The organism is Hyphomicrobium sp. 802, assembly GCF_000526135.1.
In the GTDB taxonomy this organism is placed as follows: Bacteria; Pseudomonadota; Alphaproteobacteria; order Rhizobiales; family Hyphomicrobiaceae; genus Hyphomicrobium_B.
The window spans coordinates 2931379-2949719 of the sequence record NZ_JAFM01000001.1 but is presented as its reverse complement, the minus strand read 5'-3'; the positions used below and the strand labels follow the sequence as shown (position 1 = coordinate 2949719).

General features: G+C 61.2%; 22 protein-coding genes and 1 tRNA gene. 17 read left to right on the top strand and 6 right to left on the bottom strand.

Annotated features, from left to right (window positions below; translation table 11 throughout):
* Positions 1-16: 16 nt before the first annotated feature.
* The 4 genes from HYP802_RS0115115 to HYP802_RS0115100 all read left to right on the top strand — a co-directional run bounded on the left by HYP802_RS0115115 (position 17) and on the right by HYP802_RS0115100 (position 2594).
* Positions 17-832, top strand: a complete 816-nt coding sequence (locus tag HYP802_RS0115115) for an enoyl-CoA hydratase (protein ID WP_013948222.1) — start codon at positions 17-19, stop codon at positions 830-832.
* Positions 832-1257, top strand: a complete 426-nt coding sequence (locus HYP802_RS0115110) for a VOC family protein (protein WP_013948221.1) — start codon at positions 832-834, stop codon at positions 1255-1257. Before HYP802_RS0115115 ends, HYP802_RS0115110 begins: the two co-directional genes overlap by 1 nt.
* Positions 1258-1262: 5 nt before the next feature.
* Positions 1263-1700, top strand: a complete 438-nt coding sequence (locus tag HYP802_RS0115105) for a CoA-binding protein (RefSeq protein WP_013948220.1) — start codon at positions 1263-1265, stop codon at positions 1698-1700.
* A 252-nt stretch (positions 1701-1952) separates the two neighbouring features.
* Entirely contained in the window at positions 1953-2594 is a 642-nt protein-coding gene (locus HYP802_RS0115100) for a GTP cyclohydrolase II (RefSeq protein ID WP_013948219.1), read from the top strand.
* Positions 2595-2648: 54 nt separating this feature from the next.
* Here the strand turns inward: HYP802_RS0115100 and HYP802_RS0115095 are convergent, their stop codons facing one another.
* Positions 2649-4424: a glucan ABC transporter ATP-binding protein/ permease gene (locus HYP802_RS0115095; RefSeq protein ID WP_013948218.1), complete on the bottom strand. Its 1776-nt coding sequence runs from the start codon at positions 4422-4424 to the stop codon at positions 2649-2651.
* Between the two features lie 166 nt (positions 4425-4590).
* On the opposite strand from HYP802_RS0115095, the gene HYP802_RS0115090 reads away from it, so the two are divergent.
* Together HYP802_RS0115090 and HYP802_RS0115085 are read left to right on the top strand one after the other, a co-directional pair.
* Positions 4591-5292: a RibD family protein gene (locus tag HYP802_RS0115090; RefSeq protein WP_035575830.1), complete on the top strand. Its 702-nt coding sequence runs from the start codon at positions 4591-4593 to the stop codon at positions 5290-5292.
* A gap of 5 nt (positions 5293-5297) precedes the next feature.
* Complete coding sequence (locus HYP802_RS0115085; protein WP_013948216.1) at positions 5298-5897, top strand: cytochrome b/b6 domain-containing protein; 600 nt, start codon at positions 5298-5300, stop codon at positions 5895-5897.
* Positions 5898-5909: 12 nt separating this feature from the next.
* On the opposite strand, the gene HYP802_RS0115080 is transcribed toward HYP802_RS0115085, so the two are convergent.
* From HYP802_RS0115080 to HYP802_RS0115065, 4 genes are read right to left on the bottom strand one after another with little or no spacing between them, the layout of a single operon-like run.
* Entirely contained in the window at positions 5910-6743 is an 834-nt protein-coding gene (locus HYP802_RS0115080; protein ID WP_013948215.1) for a class I SAM-dependent methyltransferase, read from the bottom strand.
* Positions 6740-7786, bottom strand: coding sequence for a glycosyltransferase family 4 protein (locus HYP802_RS0115075; protein WP_024276064.1), 1047 nt, complete (start codon positions 7784-7786; stop codon positions 6740-6742). Before HYP802_RS0115075 ends, HYP802_RS0115080 begins: the two co-directional genes overlap by 4 nt.
* Positions 7779-8183 carry a 6-carboxytetrahydropterin synthase gene (locus HYP802_RS0115070; protein WP_013948213.1) on the bottom strand — a complete coding sequence of 135 codons (405 nt, stop codon included), beginning with the start codon at positions 8181-8183 and terminating at the stop codon, positions 7779-7781. The genes HYP802_RS0115075 and HYP802_RS0115070 overlap by 8 nt, the downstream gene beginning before the upstream one ends.
* Positions 8184-8206: 23 nt before the next feature.
* The gene (locus HYP802_RS0115065) at positions 8207-9232 is read right to left on the bottom strand and encodes a zinc-binding alcohol dehydrogenase (protein WP_013948212.1); all 1026 of its coding nucleotides are present in this window, start codon (positions 9230-9232) and stop codon (positions 8207-8209) included.
* Between the two features lie 20 nt (positions 9233-9252).
* On the opposite strand from HYP802_RS0115065, the gene mdoH reads away from it, so the two are divergent.
* The 3 genes from mdoH to HYP802_RS0115050 are packed head-to-tail and all read left to right on the top strand — an operon-like array spanning position 9253 to position 12854.
* Positions 9253-11067 carry a glucans biosynthesis glucosyltransferase MdoH gene (mdoH, locus tag HYP802_RS0115060; RefSeq protein WP_013948211.1) on the top strand — a complete coding sequence of 605 codons (1815 nt, stop codon included), beginning with the start codon at positions 9253-9255 and terminating at the stop codon, positions 11065-11067.
* Between the two features lie 4 nt (positions 11068-11071).
* Entirely contained in the window at positions 11072-11815 is a 744-nt protein-coding gene (locus HYP802_RS0115055; protein WP_013948210.1) for an FkbM family methyltransferase, read from the top strand.
* A 25-nt stretch (positions 11816-11840) separates the two neighbouring features.
* Positions 11841-12854, top strand: a complete 1014-nt coding sequence (locus tag HYP802_RS0115050) for a hypothetical protein (protein ID WP_013948209.1) — start codon at positions 11841-11843, stop codon at positions 12852-12854.
* 12 nt (positions 12855-12866) lie between these two features.
* Here the strand turns inward: HYP802_RS0115050 and HYP802_RS0115045 are convergent, their stop codons facing one another.
* Positions 12867-13760 (bottom strand): TIGR01459 family HAD-type hydrolase, encoded by an 894-nt coding sequence (locus tag HYP802_RS0115045; RefSeq protein WP_013948208.1) that lies wholly within the window; start codon positions 13758-13760, stop codon positions 12867-12869.
* A 264-nt stretch (positions 13761-14024) separates the two neighbouring features.
* On the opposite strand from HYP802_RS0115045, the gene HYP802_RS0115040 reads away from it, so the two are divergent.
* From HYP802_RS0115040 to rplL, 8 genes are all read left to right on the top strand, one after another.
* Positions 14025-14408, top strand: coding sequence for a YbjQ family protein (locus HYP802_RS0115040; protein ID WP_013948207.1), 384 nt, complete (start codon positions 14025-14027; stop codon positions 14406-14408).
* A 101-nt stretch (positions 14409-14509) separates the two neighbouring features.
* A tRNA-Trp gene (locus tag HYP802_RS0115035) sits at positions 14510-14585 on the top strand.
* Between the two features lie 91 nt (positions 14586-14676).
* Positions 14677-14874, top strand: coding sequence for a preprotein translocase subunit SecE (gene secE, locus HYP802_RS0115030; RefSeq protein ID WP_013948205.1), 198 nt, complete (start codon positions 14677-14679; stop codon positions 14872-14874).
* A 49-nt stretch (positions 14875-14923) separates the two neighbouring features.
* The gene (gene nusG, locus HYP802_RS0115025; RefSeq protein WP_013948204.1) at positions 14924-15499 is read left to right on the top strand and encodes a transcription termination/antitermination protein NusG; all 576 of its coding nucleotides are present in this window, start codon (positions 14924-14926) and stop codon (positions 15497-15499) included.
* 191 nt (positions 15500-15690) lie between these two features.
* The gene (rplK, locus tag HYP802_RS0115020; protein WP_013948203.1) at positions 15691-16137 is read left to right on the top strand and encodes a 50S ribosomal protein L11; all 447 of its coding nucleotides are present in this window, start codon (positions 15691-15693) and stop codon (positions 16135-16137) included.
* Between the two features lie 4 nt (positions 16138-16141).
* On the top strand, positions 16142-16891 hold the full coding sequence (gene rplA / locus HYP802_RS0115015; protein WP_013948202.1) for a 50S ribosomal protein L1: 750 nt from the start codon (positions 16142-16144) through the stop codon (positions 16889-16891).
* A gap of 332 nt (positions 16892-17223) precedes the next feature.
* Complete coding sequence (gene rplJ, locus HYP802_RS0115010; protein WP_013948201.1) at positions 17224-17745, top strand: 50S ribosomal protein L10; 522 nt, start codon at positions 17224-17226, stop codon at positions 17743-17745.
* Between the two features lie 104 nt (positions 17746-17849).
* On the top strand, positions 17850-18227 hold the full coding sequence (gene rplL, locus HYP802_RS0115005; protein WP_013948200.1) for a 50S ribosomal protein L7/L12: 378 nt from the start codon (positions 17850-17852) through the stop codon (positions 18225-18227).
* Positions 18228-18341: the final 114 nt, after the last annotated feature.

Here is an 18341-nt window from a genome sequence, read left to right as displayed (position 1 = left end):
CGCACGGAGTGCCCGAATGCAGGATCTTTCGCCCTTAGCTGCCCCGCTGGTCCTCGTCGAGACCGTTGAGCCCGGCATTGTACGGCTAACGCTCAACCGGCCTGCGGCGCGTAACGCGCTTTCCCGCGCTGTCATTCGTGAACTGCACGATACCGTCGAGCGTTTGGGCGCCGATCCGAGCGTCGCCGTCATTATTCTTGCGGCAAGTGGCAAGGTCTATTCATCCGGCCACGATCTGAAAGAAATGACCGCCCACCGCGTCGATTCCGATGGCGGCGAGGCGTTTTTCCGCGAAACGATGACGGCCTGCTCGGCAATGATGCGCGCCATCGTCGCCTGTCCGAAACCGGTTATCGCCGCGGTCGAGGGGCGCGCCACCGCCGCCGGCTGCCAGCTCGTCGCAACCTGCGATCTCGCCATCGCTGCCGAGACGGCCGACTTCGCCACGCCCGGCGTGAATATCGGCCTTTTCTGCTCGACGCCAATGGTTGCGCTCTCCCGCAACATCTCGCGTAAGCGTGCGATGGAAATGCTGCTGCTCGGCGAAGCCTTGTCCGCAGCGGATGCGCTGAGCTTCGGCCTCGTCAATCGCGTCGTGGCGCCGGACAAAGTCATGGACGAAGCGCTGAGCATGGCGCGCATCATCGCAGCCAAATCGAAGGCGACCGTCGCCATCGGCAAAGCGGCGTTCTATCGCCAAGCGGAGATGCCGCTTGAGGACGCTTATGCCTATGCCAGCGAGGTGATGGTCAACAATATGCTGACGGCCGACGCAGGCGAGGGGATCTGCGCCTTCATCGAAAAGCGTCATCCCGAATGGAAGGACCGTTGATGGCGGCGCGGCTTTCATTTGTCACACTCGGGGTGAGCGATGTCGGAAAAGCTCGGGCATTCTACGAAGCGCTGGGCTTCCGCCCGTCATCCGCGAGCCATGATGGCGTTGCTTTTTTCGATGCAGGGGGCGTTGTACTGTCGCTTTTCGGTCGCGAGGCGCTGGCCGATGACGCTGGCGTGGCTGCTACGAAATCCGGTTTCAGCGGCATTTCCCTCGCGCACAACGTCAGTTCGGAAGCCGAGGTCGATAGGGCTATCTCCGAAGCCGTGGCGGCTGGCGCGACGCTGCTAAAGCCGGGCCAGAAGGCATTCTGGGGAGGATACTCCGGATACTTCTCCGGCCCCGATGGCCACCTTTGGGAAGTCGCCTTCAACCCGTTCATGCCGTTGGACGCCGACGGACGGGTTACGCTGCCGGAATGAGTAGGATGACGATCGACGGTTTGGACGACGCCGAAATCCGCGCCATCCTTGCGCGCGTCAAAACATTTGCAGTAGTCGGAGCATCTCAGAAACCCGAGCGGGCGAGCTACGACGTGATGCGGTTTCTGATCGCCAAAGGCTACACAGTGAAACCCGTCAATCCCGCCATCGCCGGCAAGACCATTCACGACCAATCGGTCCATGCAACGCTGGCCGACCTTCCTCCGCCCGCCGACGTCGTCGATATTTTCCGCAACTCCGACGCCGTTCCGGCGATCGTCCGTGAGGTGATCGCCGAGAAGGGCCGTCTGGGCGTGAGCGTGATTTGGATGCAACTCGGCGTCATTAATGAAGATGCCGCAGCCGAAGCCCGCGCCGCCGGTCTGACCGTCGTCATGGACCGCTGTCCGAAAATCGAATTCAGCCGCCTGACGCGCCCATAATTCGACATTCTTTGGTTGGGTGAGGGGCCATGCCCCGGATATAAAGCTTATTCCAATTCGGTCCGAAGCCCTCCCCGCGTCATCCTGACGTCCTAATCTTCCGCAAGGCTATGCCCATTTAATCGCGTTAGCGGATTTCGTGGCTACCTCGCTGTTCCCTGCGGAACATTCAAAAGGCCGCCTAGGTAGGAGACTTTGCGTTCGCCTCGCAAATGGGGCATATGCCTTCTGAGATCCCGGAGCGATACAAAGATGAAGTCGGGTGCCTTGACGTCCGTGAAAATGCCAGCCGATTGGTCGGTCGAGACCATTCTTCCCATCGACTTTCAGGGCAAGGAGTTAATGCTCGAAGCGCACGCCTATCAGGGCGATAGCGAAGAAGAGCAGGTCCTAGCCCTCATCCATCGCGACCCGACGGCCGTTAACGGCTCGGCGCCGGTTCCCGTGGTCCGCGTCCACTCCGGCTGCGTTACCGGCGACATCTTCCATTCGCTCCGCTGCGACTGCTATCAGCAACTCCAGGCCGCGCTGAAGATCGTCAGCGAGGTGCCCTACGGCGCCATCATCTATGTGCCCTATCACGAGGGCCGCGGGATTGGCCTCTTCAAGAAGATCCAGGCCTACGCGCTACAGGATCAGGGCTTCGATACCGTTGAGGCCAACATCGAAGTCGGTGCTCCGATCGATAGCCGCGATTATGGTTTGACGGCGCGTGTCCTGCGCGACCTCGGCATGTCGGAGATCAAGCTGCTGTCGAACAATCCCGCCAAGGAGCAGGCGCTCAAGCAGCACGGCATCCGCATCGCCGAGCGTCTGCCGCTCGTCGCCGCGCCGAACAAGTTCAATCAGCGCTACCTCGACACCAAGCGCGCCCGTATGGCCCACAAGCTCTGATGTCTTGCCCTCTCCCGGTCTTGGGCGAGAGGGCCCCATCCTCTACAGCGCACATCACGCCACCGGTTCTCGCGGCTTCTCCGTCGTCTTCGGCACCGTGAAGCCGCCTTCGGCAACGAGCCGCGAGAAAAGCCCGCCGCGTTCCGCAAGCTCGGTGAACTGGCCGTGCTCGACGACTTTCCCCTGGTCCAAGACAAAGATCTGATCGGCGTCAGCAACGGTCGACAAGCGATGCGCAATGACGAATGTTGTACGCCCGGCGCGCAACGTATCGAGCGCCCGCTTGATCTTCGCCTCTGTCTCGGAATCGAGTGCGCTCGTCGCTTCATCGAGAATAAGGATCGGCGCGTCCTTCAGAATGGCCCGCGCAATGGCGATGCGTTGCCGCTCGCCCCCCGACAGCGCCAGCCCGCGCTCCCCGATGACGAAATCGTATCCGCCCGGTTTGCGCATGATGAAGTCGTGCGCTTCGGCCAGACGGCTCGCGTGCTCGACCTCGGCGTCTGTCGCACCCGGCCTGCCGATGCGGATGTTCTCGCCGATCGAACGGTTGAAAAGCCCCGCGTCCTGAAACACGACCGCGATGTTGCTGCGCAGCGATGCGAGCGTCACGCCCGCAATGTCCTGCCCATCAATCAATACCCGTCCCGAGCTGGGTTTCAGGAAACGTTGGAGCAAGCCAATCGTCGTCGACTTGCCCGATCCCGTCGGTCCGACAAACGCAACCGTTTCGCCGGCCTTCGCCGCGAACGACAAGTCAGTGATGCCCTGCGGGCTGCCGTCGTAGCGGAAGTTGACGTGATCGAACGCGACGGCGCCTTCGACGGCCGCAAGCGGCTTTGCGCCGGGCGCGTCGCCGACCGCGCCGACTTCATCCATCAAATCGAACAGAGCCGTGATCGTCGGCGCTTGCTGATCTATGCGCACGGCAAAGCCCGAAAGCTGATCGAGCTTCGAGATCAGCAACGTCGCAAAAGCCACGAAGCTGACGATCTGCCCGACGGTCAGCTCACCGCGCCCGACGAGAACGGCGCCCGCCGTAAAAATAACGACCATCGTCAGCGTTGCCGCCGAACGCTGCATCACGGTCAACACGCCCCACCACGTCAGCACTGGGTACTGAGCCGACAAAAGATCGTTCGCGAGTCCGCGCAGCGCATCGGCTTCGGCTTTGAGCCGTCCGTAGCTCTGCACCACAGTGACGTTGCCGACGACATCGACCACGCGGCTCGACAGCGCCGTCTCATGATCTTCGACCGCGGCCTGCCCGACTGCGGTCCGCTTGACGACGAAGACGTGCATCAGCGTATAGGCGCCGGCCAGTGCCACCAGGATCGTCGCCATCCGGACGTCCATGGCGAACGCCGTCGGCACCAGCAGGATAATGCCGAACACGGTCGCCAATTGCTCGCGCATGACGCCGAGCCACAACCAGAACAACGCGCTCATTCCCGACAAAATCGTTCGTATCGTCGCGCCCGAACCGCGGGCCGCGTGTGCGCTTTGCGGCAACGAGATCGTCTTTTCGAAAACGCTCGCCAGATGCGCGAGCTTCTGCCGGTGCGCCAGACGGTCGGCATTGATGCCGACGATGACGCCCGCGATAATGCCGAACAGTCCCAGGAGCGCCCAAAGTCCGATATAGACGAAAGCGCTTTCGCCTTTACTCAAGGCGTCCACGACGCGCCCGAACAGAATGGGCTCGGCAAGTTGCGTGACGGCGATGACGACGCCGGCAGCCGCAAGACCCATCGCCAGATATTTCTCGGATGCGAGCAGGGCGAGCGAGCGCGTGTAGATTGCGATCAGGCCAAGCGGTTTCGTCGTCATGTCGGGATGCTATGAGAGGATAATGGAGAGGGCATGGAGAACGCCGGTAAGACAGGTGAATTGCGCGGCATGCAAATCAACCGTAGACAGCTCAAATTGGCGGTCAGCTCTTCGGCTCCAATGCTCTTTGCGCTCGGTTTTGCGCCTTATAGCACGCTAAGACCGTATGACATCCGCTAAAAACCACGCAACGGGGATGTTTGACGCCATTTTAAGCGCATCGCCTGAACGTCCGTTCATCGTTGCCCAGCTCGGCCAATCCCTCGACGGGCGCATTGCGACGACACATGGCGAGTCACGCTGGATCAACGGCCCTGCGGCGCTCGATCACCTGCATCGCCTTCGCGCCCACGTCGATGCCGTCGTCGTCGGCGTAGGAACGGTGATCGCCGACGATCCGCAACTCACCGTCCGTCGCGTCGATGGCCCGCAACCCGTCCGCGTCATCATTGATCCGCGCGGACGCCTCCCGGCATCAGCACGTTGTCTTGCCGTCGGCGTCGAGCCATGCCTCGTTATCGGCGATCATGAACGCGTCGTTCCGGAAGGCGCCGAACTGCTGGTCGTCGCCTCAACGGAGGGACTCCTGGCGCCGTCCGCAATCGTCACGGCACTTTTTGCGCGCGGCTTCAGGAAAATTTTGGTGGAAGGCGGCGCCGCGACGGTTTCAAATTTCATCGACGCAAATATGGTTGATCGTCTTCATATCCTTGTCGCGCCAATGATATTGGGTTCAGGTATTCAAGGACTTTCGCTGTTGCCTGTCGACCGGCTCGGCGATGCGTTGCGGCCCGAAACGACAGTGCATGTTCTTGACGGCGGCGACGTGCTGTTTGATTGTGATTTGAGGCATCAACGGCGAGGCTAGCGGCCATGGCCCAAGATCCGAAATATGCTCTCCCGACCTACACGCCGACGGCGCGCGCCTTTCATTGGCTGATCGCGCTTTTGATTTTCATTCAGTTGCCCCTCGGCTTTTACATGTCGTACCGCGGCAATGAGATGCCGTCGGTCAATGAAAAGGGCGAACCGGTCAAAGGCGTCTGGGATGCGCTGACGGGCTATCTCTATAGCTCACATAAGTTGCTCGGATTGATTGTGCTGACGCTCGTCGTGCTGCGGCTGCTCTACCGGCTGACACAGGGCGCACCGCGCTCCGACCCGACCGTGCCACCCGCATTGACCGGCATCAGCCATCTCGTGCACTGGGCGCTGTACGCGCTGCTGATCGCGGTTCCCGTTCTCGGCTATCTGGCCATCTCATACGGCGACTTTCTCGATATCTTCAATTTCCGTTTGCCGATGCTGACAGTGAAGAATGACGACCTCTCGAAGGAAATCTTCGAGTGGCACGAACTGGGGGCATTTCTGATCATCGGCTTCGTTACGCTGCACATCATCGCCGCCGTCTATCACTATTTCGTCCGCAGGGATCGGGTGGTCGAGCGGATGATCCCCAAGCGGGTCGCCTGATAAAGGACGCGCTTACTGAGGCGCCGCGAACACGTCGGTGTGCCCCACGAACGCTGCGCTGCGCGGCACGTTCACCCACGTCACGATGGTCTTCTCATCGACGCCGCCGTCTTCTGTGACGGCGACTGCGTGGCCCCGCACCAACTCTTCGATCAGCATGCGATCGGCGCGATCGAGCCGCCACGGGCTTTCACCGGACAGCGCCAGATAGCCGTTGATGCGAAACTGATCGACGAGATGCGAACCGGCCAGAGGCCCGGCCGCGGGGCCAAAACCCTTGTCGTGCATCTGGTGACGCTGAAACGCCGCTGTCATTTGATTGTCGGCCGGACGATGTGGCGTCCACTTCTGCAAGCCGTTATAGACGAGCGTCGCGTAGAACGCCGCCTTAGCGCTGACGACGGCTTTCGCAAGTTCGCGGATATAGCTCTCGGATGTCAGGTCAAAAAACGCCGACGCCGTGACGAGCTGAACACCCTCGGCGATCAACGCTTGCGTGTCGTGTGCCAGATCCGCCGATTTGAACATGACGCGAATTTTGCGTCCGCTTTTCTCTAGCTCCAGCGCGTCGCCCTCGGTCGTGTGCGTGTCGGCCCAACGCGTGAGTTTCGTGCGCGCAGCATCGAGCAATGCCGCGTCGCGATCGACAAGCGTCCACGTTTGCCGCGATGGCAAAAGGTGCGCCGTCGCGCGAAGATTGGCGCCTGTGCCGGAACCAAGATCGAGGACGTTCAGTTCGTCGCGCAACGCCAAGCGAGCGGACACGGCGTTTGCGACTTGCGGATTACGCGCTCGCATATCGGCCGCCTCGCGCAGGTCGAGCCATTCGGCGGAAAAGTCACTCACGGTCGAAGTCCCAGAATAACGGCAGCGATCCGGCGAGCCGTTTCGTGCCAGGTCGGAAGCGTTCGGCCCGCTTCCCAGGCCGCATCAGCGAGCCGATCGCGGAGTTTTTTGTCGGTCAACGCACGTTGCAGCGCCGCTGTCAGTTCCGGCACGTTGCCAGCTTCGACATGCAGTGCGGCGGCTTCGCCTGCTGTGTCGGCTGCAGCCCCGCCTGCTGCGAGCACGATGGGCAGTCCACGCGCCATGGCTTCCGCCAGCACCATGCCATATCCTTCGAAAAGAGACGCCGAGACGAACAGATCTGCGCTCTCGTAAAAGCGGTCGAGCGTAGCCGGCACCACTTTGCCCGCAAGCGTAACGCGATCTTCGAGCCCGTGCCTGCGAATGGCCTCTTGCACCGATTCGACAGCTTGCCGATGACGGTCGAGCGCGCCCGCAATCGTCAGCCGCCAATCGATGTCGATCAGCGGCGCCAAGGCTTCGACGAGAAGATCATAGCCTTTGCGCGGCATCACAGCGCCAACTGCGAGGATCTGCAGCGGTGCGCCGGTTCCGGTTGCCCGCTGCGCCGGATCGGTCCCAGGCTGCGCGACGGTGATTTTCTCCGACGAGATCCCCATGTGATCGGTTACGATCCGCTTCGTCGCGCGGCTCGTCACGATGATGTGGCTGGCACGCCTTAGCGCTTGTTCTTCGCTGTCTTTCAATTCGACTTTGCGCGCATGCGGCAGGCCCGTTTCAAGAAACAGCGGATGATGCACGAGGCCGACGACGCGGCCCTTGATGGCATCGAGCACGTCGTTGGTGAAGGCGCCGAACGCCAAGCCATCGACGACGAGCACGGAATTTGCGGGCAATCCTGCAAGCGCCTGCCGCGCGTCCTCCAGATCGCTTTCGGTAGGATTGGGAAACGACGCGGGCAGCGCCAACACCGAAACCGGAACGCCGAACGCTGGAAGCAATTCCATCACACGGCGATCGTAGGCGTAGCCTCCCGTCGCCGTTTTCAAGTCTCCTGGAATGGCGAATACCGCTTCAGCCACCGATCGGTCCCTCGTAGCTCGCACGTGCCAGATCCGTTTCAGACAGCGTGACACGGATCCGCGCGAGCGTCTTTCCGTCGTCACCAAGCGCGCCGGACAGCGCCGCCGCCGCCATCTGGTCGAAGATATATTTGCAAATGAATTCGGTCGTCGTCAGCACACCTTTGAACTGCGGCAGGGTGTCGAGGTTCTGGTAGGCGAGGGGCCTCAACGTTTGCCCCAGGACGTCAAGCGCCGCGCCGATATCGACGACGACGTTCTGCGCCGTCAGCGCTTCGCGGAAGAACGCGACATCGACCACGAAGGTTGCGCCGTGCATGTTTTGCGCCGGTCCGAAAAACGGATCCGGTAGCGAGTGGGCGATCATGATGCGGTTGCGGACTTCGACGGAGAACATCTGAGCTTCTTCACCTGATGAGATTAATAGCGAATGACCGGCGGCAAGTCGGATGACGACCAGATCCGCGGCAACACCGATGGCAAATCGTCGAAATGCACCTCTTCCGAAACGAGCGCGTCGAGACGGGCGTCATCCAAGAGGTCAATGGCGCGCGCAAGGCGATCGGCGTGCTTCAGTGTTCCGCGGTGGCTCGGTGCGACGTGACCGACCTGAGACGATACGATTTTCAATCGCCGGCTGTGAAACGTGCCGCCAAGCCTGACCGTCACGGGTTCCGATCCATACCAGCTCATCTCGACGACCGTACCTTCGAATGCGCAGGCGTTTAGCGCCGCTTCTAGTCCGGCGCTGGTCGCACTCGCATGAAAGACGATGCGATTATCCGTTGGCACGTCCGATGGTGAAACGAACCGAATGCCGAGCGCTTCGGCAAGTCGTGCCCGTGCCGGATTGACGTCTAGGATCGCGACCTCCGTGCCCGCAATCCGCCGGGCGAGATAGGCCGTCAGCAGACCGACGATGCCGGCCCCGACGACGAGCACGCGGTCGCCAAGCGTCGTGCCCGCGTCCCAGTGGGCGTTGAGTGCCGTTTCCATGTTGGCGGCGAGCACGCCCCGGCGCGACGGCACGGCCTCGGGGAGCAGCGACAGCATCGTCTCCGGTGCTTGAAAATAATCCTGATGCGGATGCAACGCAAAGGCGCGCCGGCCGATGAGCGCCTCGGCGCCCGCTGTAACGACGCCCGTCGCCGAATAGCCGTATTTGATCGGAAATGAGAATGCTCCAGCCTGCAACGGCGCGCGCATGCGAGACCATTCGCTTTCCGGCACCTGACCGAGGGCGACGAGGCGTTCGGTGCCGCGGCTGATCGCGGAATACTCGGCGGCAATCCGCACATGGCCAGGAGGCGGCGGAGCAAGGCGTTCGGTCCGGATTTCGGCTACGCCCGGCTTGACGTACCAGAGCGCGCGCGCAACCACGATCTGGCCTTGGCTGCGGCGGGTCGGCTGGGCGTTGGGTTCGAAGGTGCTCTGCGGGTCATTCATTGCGAAGGATTGGGTCCGTAATGACGATCGGTGCCGAGCGCGACGGGATGTCGAAGGCTGATGCTGTGACAATAGTCGAGTGCGAGAGCCTTACGACCCCGGCGGGTCTCGATGCAAGAGCGACGCTGGCCCGGCGGCGTTGCACGGCTTTCATATTGAACACTGCAACCTGGCTCCTCATCGTGCTCGTCACGGCACACGCTCTTGCCCACGGTGGCTGGACGCTGATGTCGGCGATCATGGTCATATGCGTGGCACTCGGTGTTCCATGGCCGATTCTCGGCTTCTGGAACGCTGTCATCGGGCTGTGGCAGCTTCATGGGAGCAGAGCGCGAAAGCGGACGAAATCTAACGGTGAAGCGGCATTTTGGACATCCACCGGCGAACCGCAGCCGATCACGGTTAACACCGCCGTTTTGATGACGATCCGCAACGAGGACCCGGCTCGGGCGCTTCTCCGACTGAAGATCGTCAAGGCCAGCCTCGATCGCACATCCGATGCCGCGCGCTTTTCGTATTTCATTCTGAGCGACACCAACCGCGCCGACATCGCGGCTGAAGAGGAACGTCTGATCGCCGAATGGCGCGCTGCCGACGCGGATCGCGAGAGGATCGTTTACCGCCGCCGCACCGAAAACACAGGCTTCAAAGCCGGGAACGTCCGCGACTTCGCTGCGCGCTGGGGGGCCGACTATGAGCTAATGCTGGCGCTCGACGCCGACAGCCTGATGACCGGCGAAACCATCGTCGATCTCGTCCGTATCATGCAGGCGCACCCCCTTCTGGGCATCCTGCAAAGCCTCGTCGTCGGCACGCCGTCATCATCGGCGTTTGCGCGCATCTTCCAGTTCGGCATGCGGCTCGGCATGCGCACCTACACGATGGGCCAAGCCTGGTGGGTCGGCGACTGCGGACCGTTCTGGGGACACAACGCGCTTGTGCGCATCAAGCCTTATGTCGAGCACTGCGCGCTGGACGGTCTGCTCGGCGGCAAACAGATCCTCTCGCACGATCAGGTCGAAGCTGTTCTGATGCGTCGCGCGGGCTACGAAGTGCGTGTGCTGCCGGTCGAGGCCGGTTCCTATGAAGATAATCCGCCCGATCTCATCGAATTCATGCAGCGCGATAACCGCTGGTGCCAGGGCAATCTGCAATACGTTCGGCTGATCGGCCTACCCGGCCTGAAGCCGGTGAGCCGGTTTCAGCTTTTTTGGGCGATTTTGATGTTTCTCGGCGTTCCGGCCTGGACACTGTTCGCCGCCCTTTTGCCCCTTATGGTCTTAAACGCACAAAATGTCGCCGACTTCCCGTGGCATGTCGTCGAAATGCTTTATGTCATCCTGATTGTCATGCACCTCGCGCCGAAACTTGCAGGAATTGCCGATGCGGTCATGACGCCGGGAGAGGTTCGCCGCTTCGGCGGGAACGCCCGTTTTTCGCTGAGCGCAGTCGGCGAAATTTTGTTTTCGCTCATTCTCGGTTCCGTCACGACAATTCGCACCTCAATGTTTATGATCGCGCTCGTGTTGGGGAAATCGATCGCTTGGAACGGACAACAGCGCGACGGCACGGGGCTTTCATGGCGCACAGCCTTAGAGGCGCTATGGCCGCAGCTCGTGTTCGGCATTTCGCTCTGTCTGGCGCTGGCCGTTATTTCTCCGCGACTGCTGCTCTGGAGCCTGCCGCTGACAGCAGGATATCTGCTCGCCATTCCGTTTGCGTTTTTCACGGCGAGCCCGGCGGTCGGCCGCTTTTTCCGGCGCCACGGTATCGCAGGCATTCCCGAAGATTTCGCGCCGCCCGTCGAGATACGCGCCCTTGAGGCTGGACGGTAGCGGAATGGTCTCGCAAGCGTTGCAGGGCGTCATGCGATCGCTGCGGGTCTATCTCGGCCCCGATGCGCCGCGCGAGGCCATGGACGATCTCTATCGCCGCTTTATCGAGCCGGGCGCACTCGTGTTTGATATCGGTGCTCACGTCGGCGACCGCGTCTCGTCGTTTCGACGTCTCGGTGCCAGAGTCATCGCGGTCGAGCCGCAGCCGCTGCTGTTTTCTGCGCTCACCCACCTGCACGGCCGCGATCCGCTCGTCGAGATCGTTGATCGCGCCGTCGGAGCAGATGCTGGAATGCACGAGCTCTTCGTCAACACCGCGAACCCGACCGTTTCGACTTTGTCGGAAGACTTCGTGCATCAAGCCGAAGGCGCGCCCGGCTGGGAAGGCCAGGTCTGGGACGCTCATCTGCTGATCGAAATGGTGACGCTCGACGGTCTCATCGCGCGTTACGGCCTTCCTGCGTTCATCAAGATTGATGTCGAAGGTTTCGAAGACGCAGCTTTGCGCGGCCTTTCACAGCCGGTAAAGGCGCTGTCGTTCGAATTCACGACGATTGCCCGCGGTGTCGCGATGGCATGCTTCGATCGACTTTCGGAGCTTGGCGACTATCGCTACAACTGGTCTCTCGGCGAAACCCAGATGCTCACGTTCGATCGTTGGCTCACGGATGCCGAAATCGCCGAATACCTGAGCAACCTGCCACACGATGCGAATTCGGGCGACGTCTATGCGATGCTCGCGCCATAATGAGCACCTGAAACCGGAGAATTGAATGCCGTCGTCCGTCCGCTTGCTTGCCTTGATGCTAATCTCGCTTGTTGTGCCGTTCATATCCGTGCAGGCGGCGTCTCTCGATGGCTTGGCCGTCGACGTGGAGAACGAAAGCGAGCCGGTGCTTTGCGCCGAGAAAGACAACGTCGCGGTGGCGTTCACGAATAAGAACGTTCGTTCGTTCCGCATCGAGGCTGCGCATCCCGTTTATCTTTCATCCGCCATGCGCAGCAATATCGAGCCGGATTGGACGGCATGCGACATGTCGAAGGATCCAGTTTATAAAGCTCCCGTGCCTCCGAAAAAAATCACGCTCGTCGGCGAGCCGGATTTGTGGCTGGTCGGATATACGTATCCTTCGTTCTGGCGCCCGGCGACGGCCGCGGTGCGCATCGGCGACAAGGTCTACAACAACATCCACATGCTGCAGGTCTGGGTGTTGAAGAACGGCCGCGCCGATGAGGTTCTCGTTCTCTATCCGCAAGACGGCTATTGGCGTCCTCGTCCGATGACGCCGGCGAACATGGACGTCACTGCTTACGGCTCGTCGTTTCTCATCGGCCCGATTGAGAAAGAAGGACGGCCGCTCGTGAAGATCAAGGAAGCCGCATTCGATCCCGATAAGCTGCAGTTCACTCTGACGTTTGAACGGGGAGGAACGGCCACCGTGAAGGTCGTGAACGTCGACACCGATCGTTTAGCGCTCGACGTTGCATTTGATCACGGCATCAGCGGCAGTCCGTTTGCGATGCTGCGCTCGATGTACGTCACGGAATTCAACAACGATACCGCGCGCATCGCAGTGCGCGAACAAGGTGCCAAAGGCTGGCGGGAAGACAACATCATGAAGTTCGACCACGCCCGCGCCACCGACATCTGGATCGGGCGCCTGACACCGTCGCAGCACAACACGACCTCGCCTGACGTGGTCTTCAACAGCTTCTCGGCTGGACCGACGCCGAAGCGGCCAAAATCTGAAGTCCCGGCCGAAGTTTCGACGAAGCCGATCAAGTAGCGCCGGGCGCTCTTACAAGGCGAGTTCGAGCATTGCGCCAATGGCGGGCGGCGCGTCGGCCGTGAACAGATCGGCAAGCTTTGTCGCCGACAGGTCGATGCCGTCGACCGTCTCGTGGCGGTGAATGCCCGACGCAATGAAAAGGGCGTCGCAGCCATAGTTCTGCGCGCCTTTGATATCGGTGCGGATGGCGTCGCCGATGACGAGGATCTTGTCTTTCGCGACGTTCTTGTCGCGAAGCCCCTCAGCCTTGCGATGCGCGGTCTCGTACGCGCTGAGATAAGGCTTGCCCGCCCAATAGACGACGCCGCCCATCTTCTCGTACAGGTCGGCGATGGCGCCTGCGCAATAGAGCAGGGTGCCACCGACATCGACGATCAAGTCCGGATTGGCGCATACGAACGGTATGTCTTTTGCAAGCGCACGTTCGAGGATGCCCTGGTAATCTTCCGGCGTCTCTCGCCGGTCGTCGTTGAGTCCCGTGCAAATGATCGCTTCGGCATCCTCCAACTCGGCCGAGCGGGCCCGAAGCGCGGAAAAAAGCGCCTGATCGCGGTCCTGCGGACCGATGCAGTAAAGCTGCTGGAACTTCTTCTCATCCAGGTGATGAAGCGCAATATCGCCCGACGACACGATGTCGTCCCAGGCGCTTCTGGGCACATGCCGGGAATCGAGCATGTCCGCCACGCGCTTCTTCGGAACCGGCGCATTCGACACCAGAATGACGGTGCCGCCGTCGGCGCGAAATTTCTCAAGCGCCCGGCATGCGCCCTCGAACGCCGTGACGCCGTTGTGAACCACGCCCCAGACATCGCAAAAGATGACGTCATAACGGCTCAAAAGCAGACCGGCGTGAGCCAAGACGGGAGGGACCTTGGACGTGTTGCGAAGCGATGATGTCGGCAAATCAGATCTCAACGAATGATACGGAGCCTGTGTCCGCGGGTTGCTAGGCTCTCTGATAGCCAAGGTTGAGCGTCAGTTAAAAGCGGCACATTGGGCAGGCAAGTTCATTCCCGCCGGGCTCCGCAGAGTGCGCCGCATCTGATCTTTACGGAAAGATCCGCCCAAATGCTGTTTCCCTCTGTCGTCACTCGCCGAGAGTCGCGTTAGGGTGGCGCCGCCTGCGGGAGTCCGCATGGGAAGACGGGCCGAAGGAGAGGAAGCACCATGCTGGTCGTGACGACAAACGAGATTCAAGGCTACCGCATTGTCCGTCACCTCGGGCTGGTTCGTGGCCTGACGGTGCGCTCGCGCAGCGTCGTCGGCAATCTCGGCGCCGCGATACAGATCTTTTTTGGCGGCAACATCTCGGTTTACACCAAGCTCGCCGAGCATGCGCGCCAGGAAGCCTTCGACCTTCTCGTCGAGCACGCCCAGAGCATGGGCGCAAACGCCGTCGTCGCGATGCGCTACGACGCCAACGAAATTGCCGCTGCCGTGACCGAGGTCCTGGCCTACGGATCGGCCGTCGTCATCGAGCCGGTGGATGGGCAGGGGAAGGCACCAGCCGAAATCGGCGGCCCCTGGAGCGGCCCCGACGGTCGCCGATAGAAAAAAGGCGCGGGCGGGGCTGACAAGCCGTCAAACTTCGGTTAAGGGTGCACGCCCCGAAAGAGGCTGCTCGACGGCTGGCTCTTGCCTGCGTCAGTACTAGGGGTGTAGCTCAATTGGTAGAGCGTCGGTCTCCAAAACCGAAGGTCGGGGGTTCGAGACCCTCCGCCCCTGCCAGCCTCGTGGAGTTTGATCTGCCGACCGGCCCCGGAAAACACCGAGGTCGGGTGCGGCATGTTGTCGCTCATGCGCGCAGAAAGCAGTTTTGATGGCGAAGTTCAATCCCATAACCTTTATGCAAGAGGTTCGGCAGGAAGTCGCGAAGGTAACTTGGCCGACATGGAAAGAGGTGTGGATCACGACTTTGATGGTACTCATCATGGTCGCGCTCGCCTCTGTTTTCTTTTTGCTTGTTGATCAGGCGCTGAGCCACATCGTGCGTTTGGTCTTAGGGGTGGGCACCTGATTTCGGCTCGCATGATTGGTTTAAGTGACGCGCCAGAGGGCCTTTGAGAATGGTTGTCGCGCAAGAACGCGAAGAAAAAGCAACGGTTGCCGGTACGCGCTGGTACATCGTGCACGCATACACGAATTTCGAACGCAAGGTGGCGGACGCGATCCGCGAGCGCGCGAAAGCGGGCGGCCTTGAAGATCTCTTCGAAGAGATCGTCGTTCCCACGGAAGAAGTCGTCGAGATCAAGCGCGGCCGCAAGATCCCGACCGAGCGGAAGTTTTTGCCGGGCTACGTGCTCGTCAAAATGAAGATGACCGACGCAGCGTTCGTGATGATCAAGAACACGCCGAAGGTCACTGGCTTCCTCGGTGCGGACAATAAGCCGATGCCGATCCCGGAAGCTGAGGCGATGCGCATCCTGAACCAAGTGAAGGAAGGCGTAGAGCGGCCGAAGCCGACGATCACATTCGAGGTCGGAGAGAACGTCAAGGTCGCAGACGGCCCGTTCGCTTCGTTCACTGGCATCGTCGAGGAAGTCGACGAGGAGCGCTCACGTGTGAAGGTCGCCGTGTCGATCTTCGGGCGGCCGACGCCGGTCGAGCTCGAATTTACACAGGTCGAAAAGATCGCAGCCTGACGGTGCTCAGCAGCGCCTTGGGCGAGACGAGAATTCCGGCGGTTCGCCGCCGGAGCCCGCATCGGGATTTTGGTTCGGATGCGGTCGATGTGCGGGAGGGCAGGCTTTCCACTTTGGGAGGCTCGCCCGTTGAACCGCTAACCCTGAGCATCGTGCCGTTTGGGTGCGGGCTCTAACAGTGAAGGGGAACTATGGCGAAGAAAATTGACGGCTTTATCAACTTGCAGGTACCGGCTGGGGCGGCCAATCCGTCGCCGCCGATCGGTCCCGCGCTTGGTCAGCGCGGCGTGAATATCATGGAATTCTGCAAGTCCTTCAATGCAAAAACGAAGGACCTGGAGCAGGGTACACCGATTCCCGTGAAGATCACGGTCTACTCCGACCGTTCGTTCACGTTCGAGATGCGTCAGCCGCCGGCGACGTACCTCATCAAGAAGGCAGCAGGTCTTCGCCCGACGGGTAAGGGCGGTCAGGGTTCGAAAGAGCCGGGTCGCATTGTTGCCGGTCAGGTCACGATCGCGCAGCTGAAAGAGATTGCTAAGGGCAAGCTCAAGGACATGAACACCGACGATATCGACGCCGCCGCTCGCACGCTCGCGGGTAGCGCACGTTCGATGGGCCTCAAGGTGGTGGAGTAGTCCGATGGCAAAAGCTCAAATCAGCGCTGAAAAGATCAAAGAAACGCGCGATGCCGGTGGCAAGCGCATGCTCACCGTCAAGCAGGGCCTCCCCGCGGGTAAAGCCTATGGCGTCGACGAAGCCGTGAAGATCATCAAGGAACGCGCCAAGGCGAAGTTCGACGAGACGATCGAAGTTGCCGTCAACCTCGGCGTCGATCCCAAGCATGCCGACCAGATGGTCCGCGGCGTCTGCAACCTGCCGAACGGCTCGGGCCGCACGGCGCGCGTTGCCGTTTTCGCTCGCGGCGCCAAGGCCGACGAAGCGAAGGCTGCCGGAGCCGACATCGTTGGCGCGGAAGACCTCGTTGAAATCGTCTCGAAGGGCACGATCAACTTTGATCGCTGCATCGCGACGCCGGACATGATGGGTCTCGTCGGCCGCCTCGGTAAGGTCTTGGGTCCGCGCGGCCTGATGCCGAACCCGCGCGTCGGCACCGTGACCATGGACGTCACCAGCGCCGTGAAAGGCGCCAAGGGCGGCTCGGTTGAGTTCCGCGTCGAGAAGGCGGGCATCGTGCACGCTGGCGTCGGCAAGGCGAGCTTCACCGAAGAAGCCTTGGTCCAGAACATCAAGGCGTTCGTCGACGCGGTCGTGAAGGCGAAGCCGACGGGTTCCAAGGGCACGTACCTCAAGAAGGTATCGCTGTCCTCGACGATGGGTCCGGGCCTGAAGCTCGACACCGCTTCCGTCGCGCCGGGACCGGCCGCCTAAGTTTGAAGAATTCCGGGGCAACCCGGAAAACCCTGGACCGGGGCGGTTTCGCTTCGGTCCGGAGCTGTCCGAGATTGTGGGTGCCGATCCGGCTTGCCGGTGACGCCTAAGTCTCTCCTCCGCGGGAGAGCCTGCATGAGACAGAAGTGGATCGGATTTGAGGCGATAAGCCAAAAAGTTCGGTTTGAACCTTCTGGGTCAGCACCGTGCCGCTACTCGCGGTCCACGGGAACGAGGACAGACTAACGTCGCCTGATCCCTCACCGGAGACGGCGGCAAAGGTGCAACCCGCGAGGCTTCGCAAATGAAGCTTCGCAGCAAGGAGACGAGACGTGGATAGAGCCGCGAAACGTGAGCTCATCGATAGCCTCCACACCACGCTGAAAAGCACGGGTGTGGTCGTTGTCGCCCACAACACCGGCATGGTGGCCGCTCAATCCGCAGAGTTCCGCAGGCGCGTTAAAGAAGCCGGCGGCTCTGTGAAGGTGGCCAAGAACAAGCTGGCGCAGCTCGCGCTCAAGGATACCGACGCCGAGAAGCTTTCGGAGATTTTGACGGGGCCGACCATCCTGGCCTTCTCGCAAGATCCGATCGCCGCGGCGAAGGCGACCGTCACGTACGCCAAGGGCAACGACAAGCTCGTGATCCTGGGTGGCGCGATGGGCAAGACCATCCTTGACGCGAAAGGCGTGCAGGCCCTTGCCGAACTGCCGTCGCTTGATGAACTCCGCGCCAAGCTCATTGGCCTCCTCAACGCTCCGGCGACCAAGATCGCCCGGACCGTCAAGGAGCCCGGTGCCAAGCTGGCCCGCGTCATTCAGGCCAAGGCGTCGAAGGAAGAGGCAGCAGCCTAACCATCGGAAGTTGTGGGGCTTTGAGCCCTCGAAGAGCTACGCAGCACGGCCCGCAGGGGGTGCTGCAATTCAACCACTAGGTTCAAACCGGAAGGACACTATATATGTCTAAGATCGAGAAAATCGTTGAAGACTTGTCGGCACTCACCGTGCTCGAAGCCGCTGAGCTTGCCAAGATGCTGGAAGAGAAGTGGGGCGTTTCGGCTGCTGCTGCCGTCGCCGTTGCTGCTCCCGCTGCTGGCGGCGCTGCTGCTGCTCCGGCCGAAGAGCAGACGGAGTTCACCGTTATCCTGAAGTCGGGTGGCGACAAGAAGATCAACGTCATCAAGGAAGTTCGCGCCATCACGGGCCTCGGCCTGAAGGAAGCCAAGGACCTCGTCGAGGCCGGCGGCAAGACCGTGAAGGAAGGCGTTTCGAAGGACGAAGCCCAGAAGCTCAAGAAGCAGCTTGAGGATCAGGGCGCTGTCGTCGAAGTGAAGTAATTGACGATCAACACCGGCTGGGTCGCTCCCGGCCGGTGTTGATGCCTGCGCATACCGCGCATTGCGGCCGGCTTCCCAGAAGGGGGCGCGCAATGCGCAAAATAAAAAACGGTT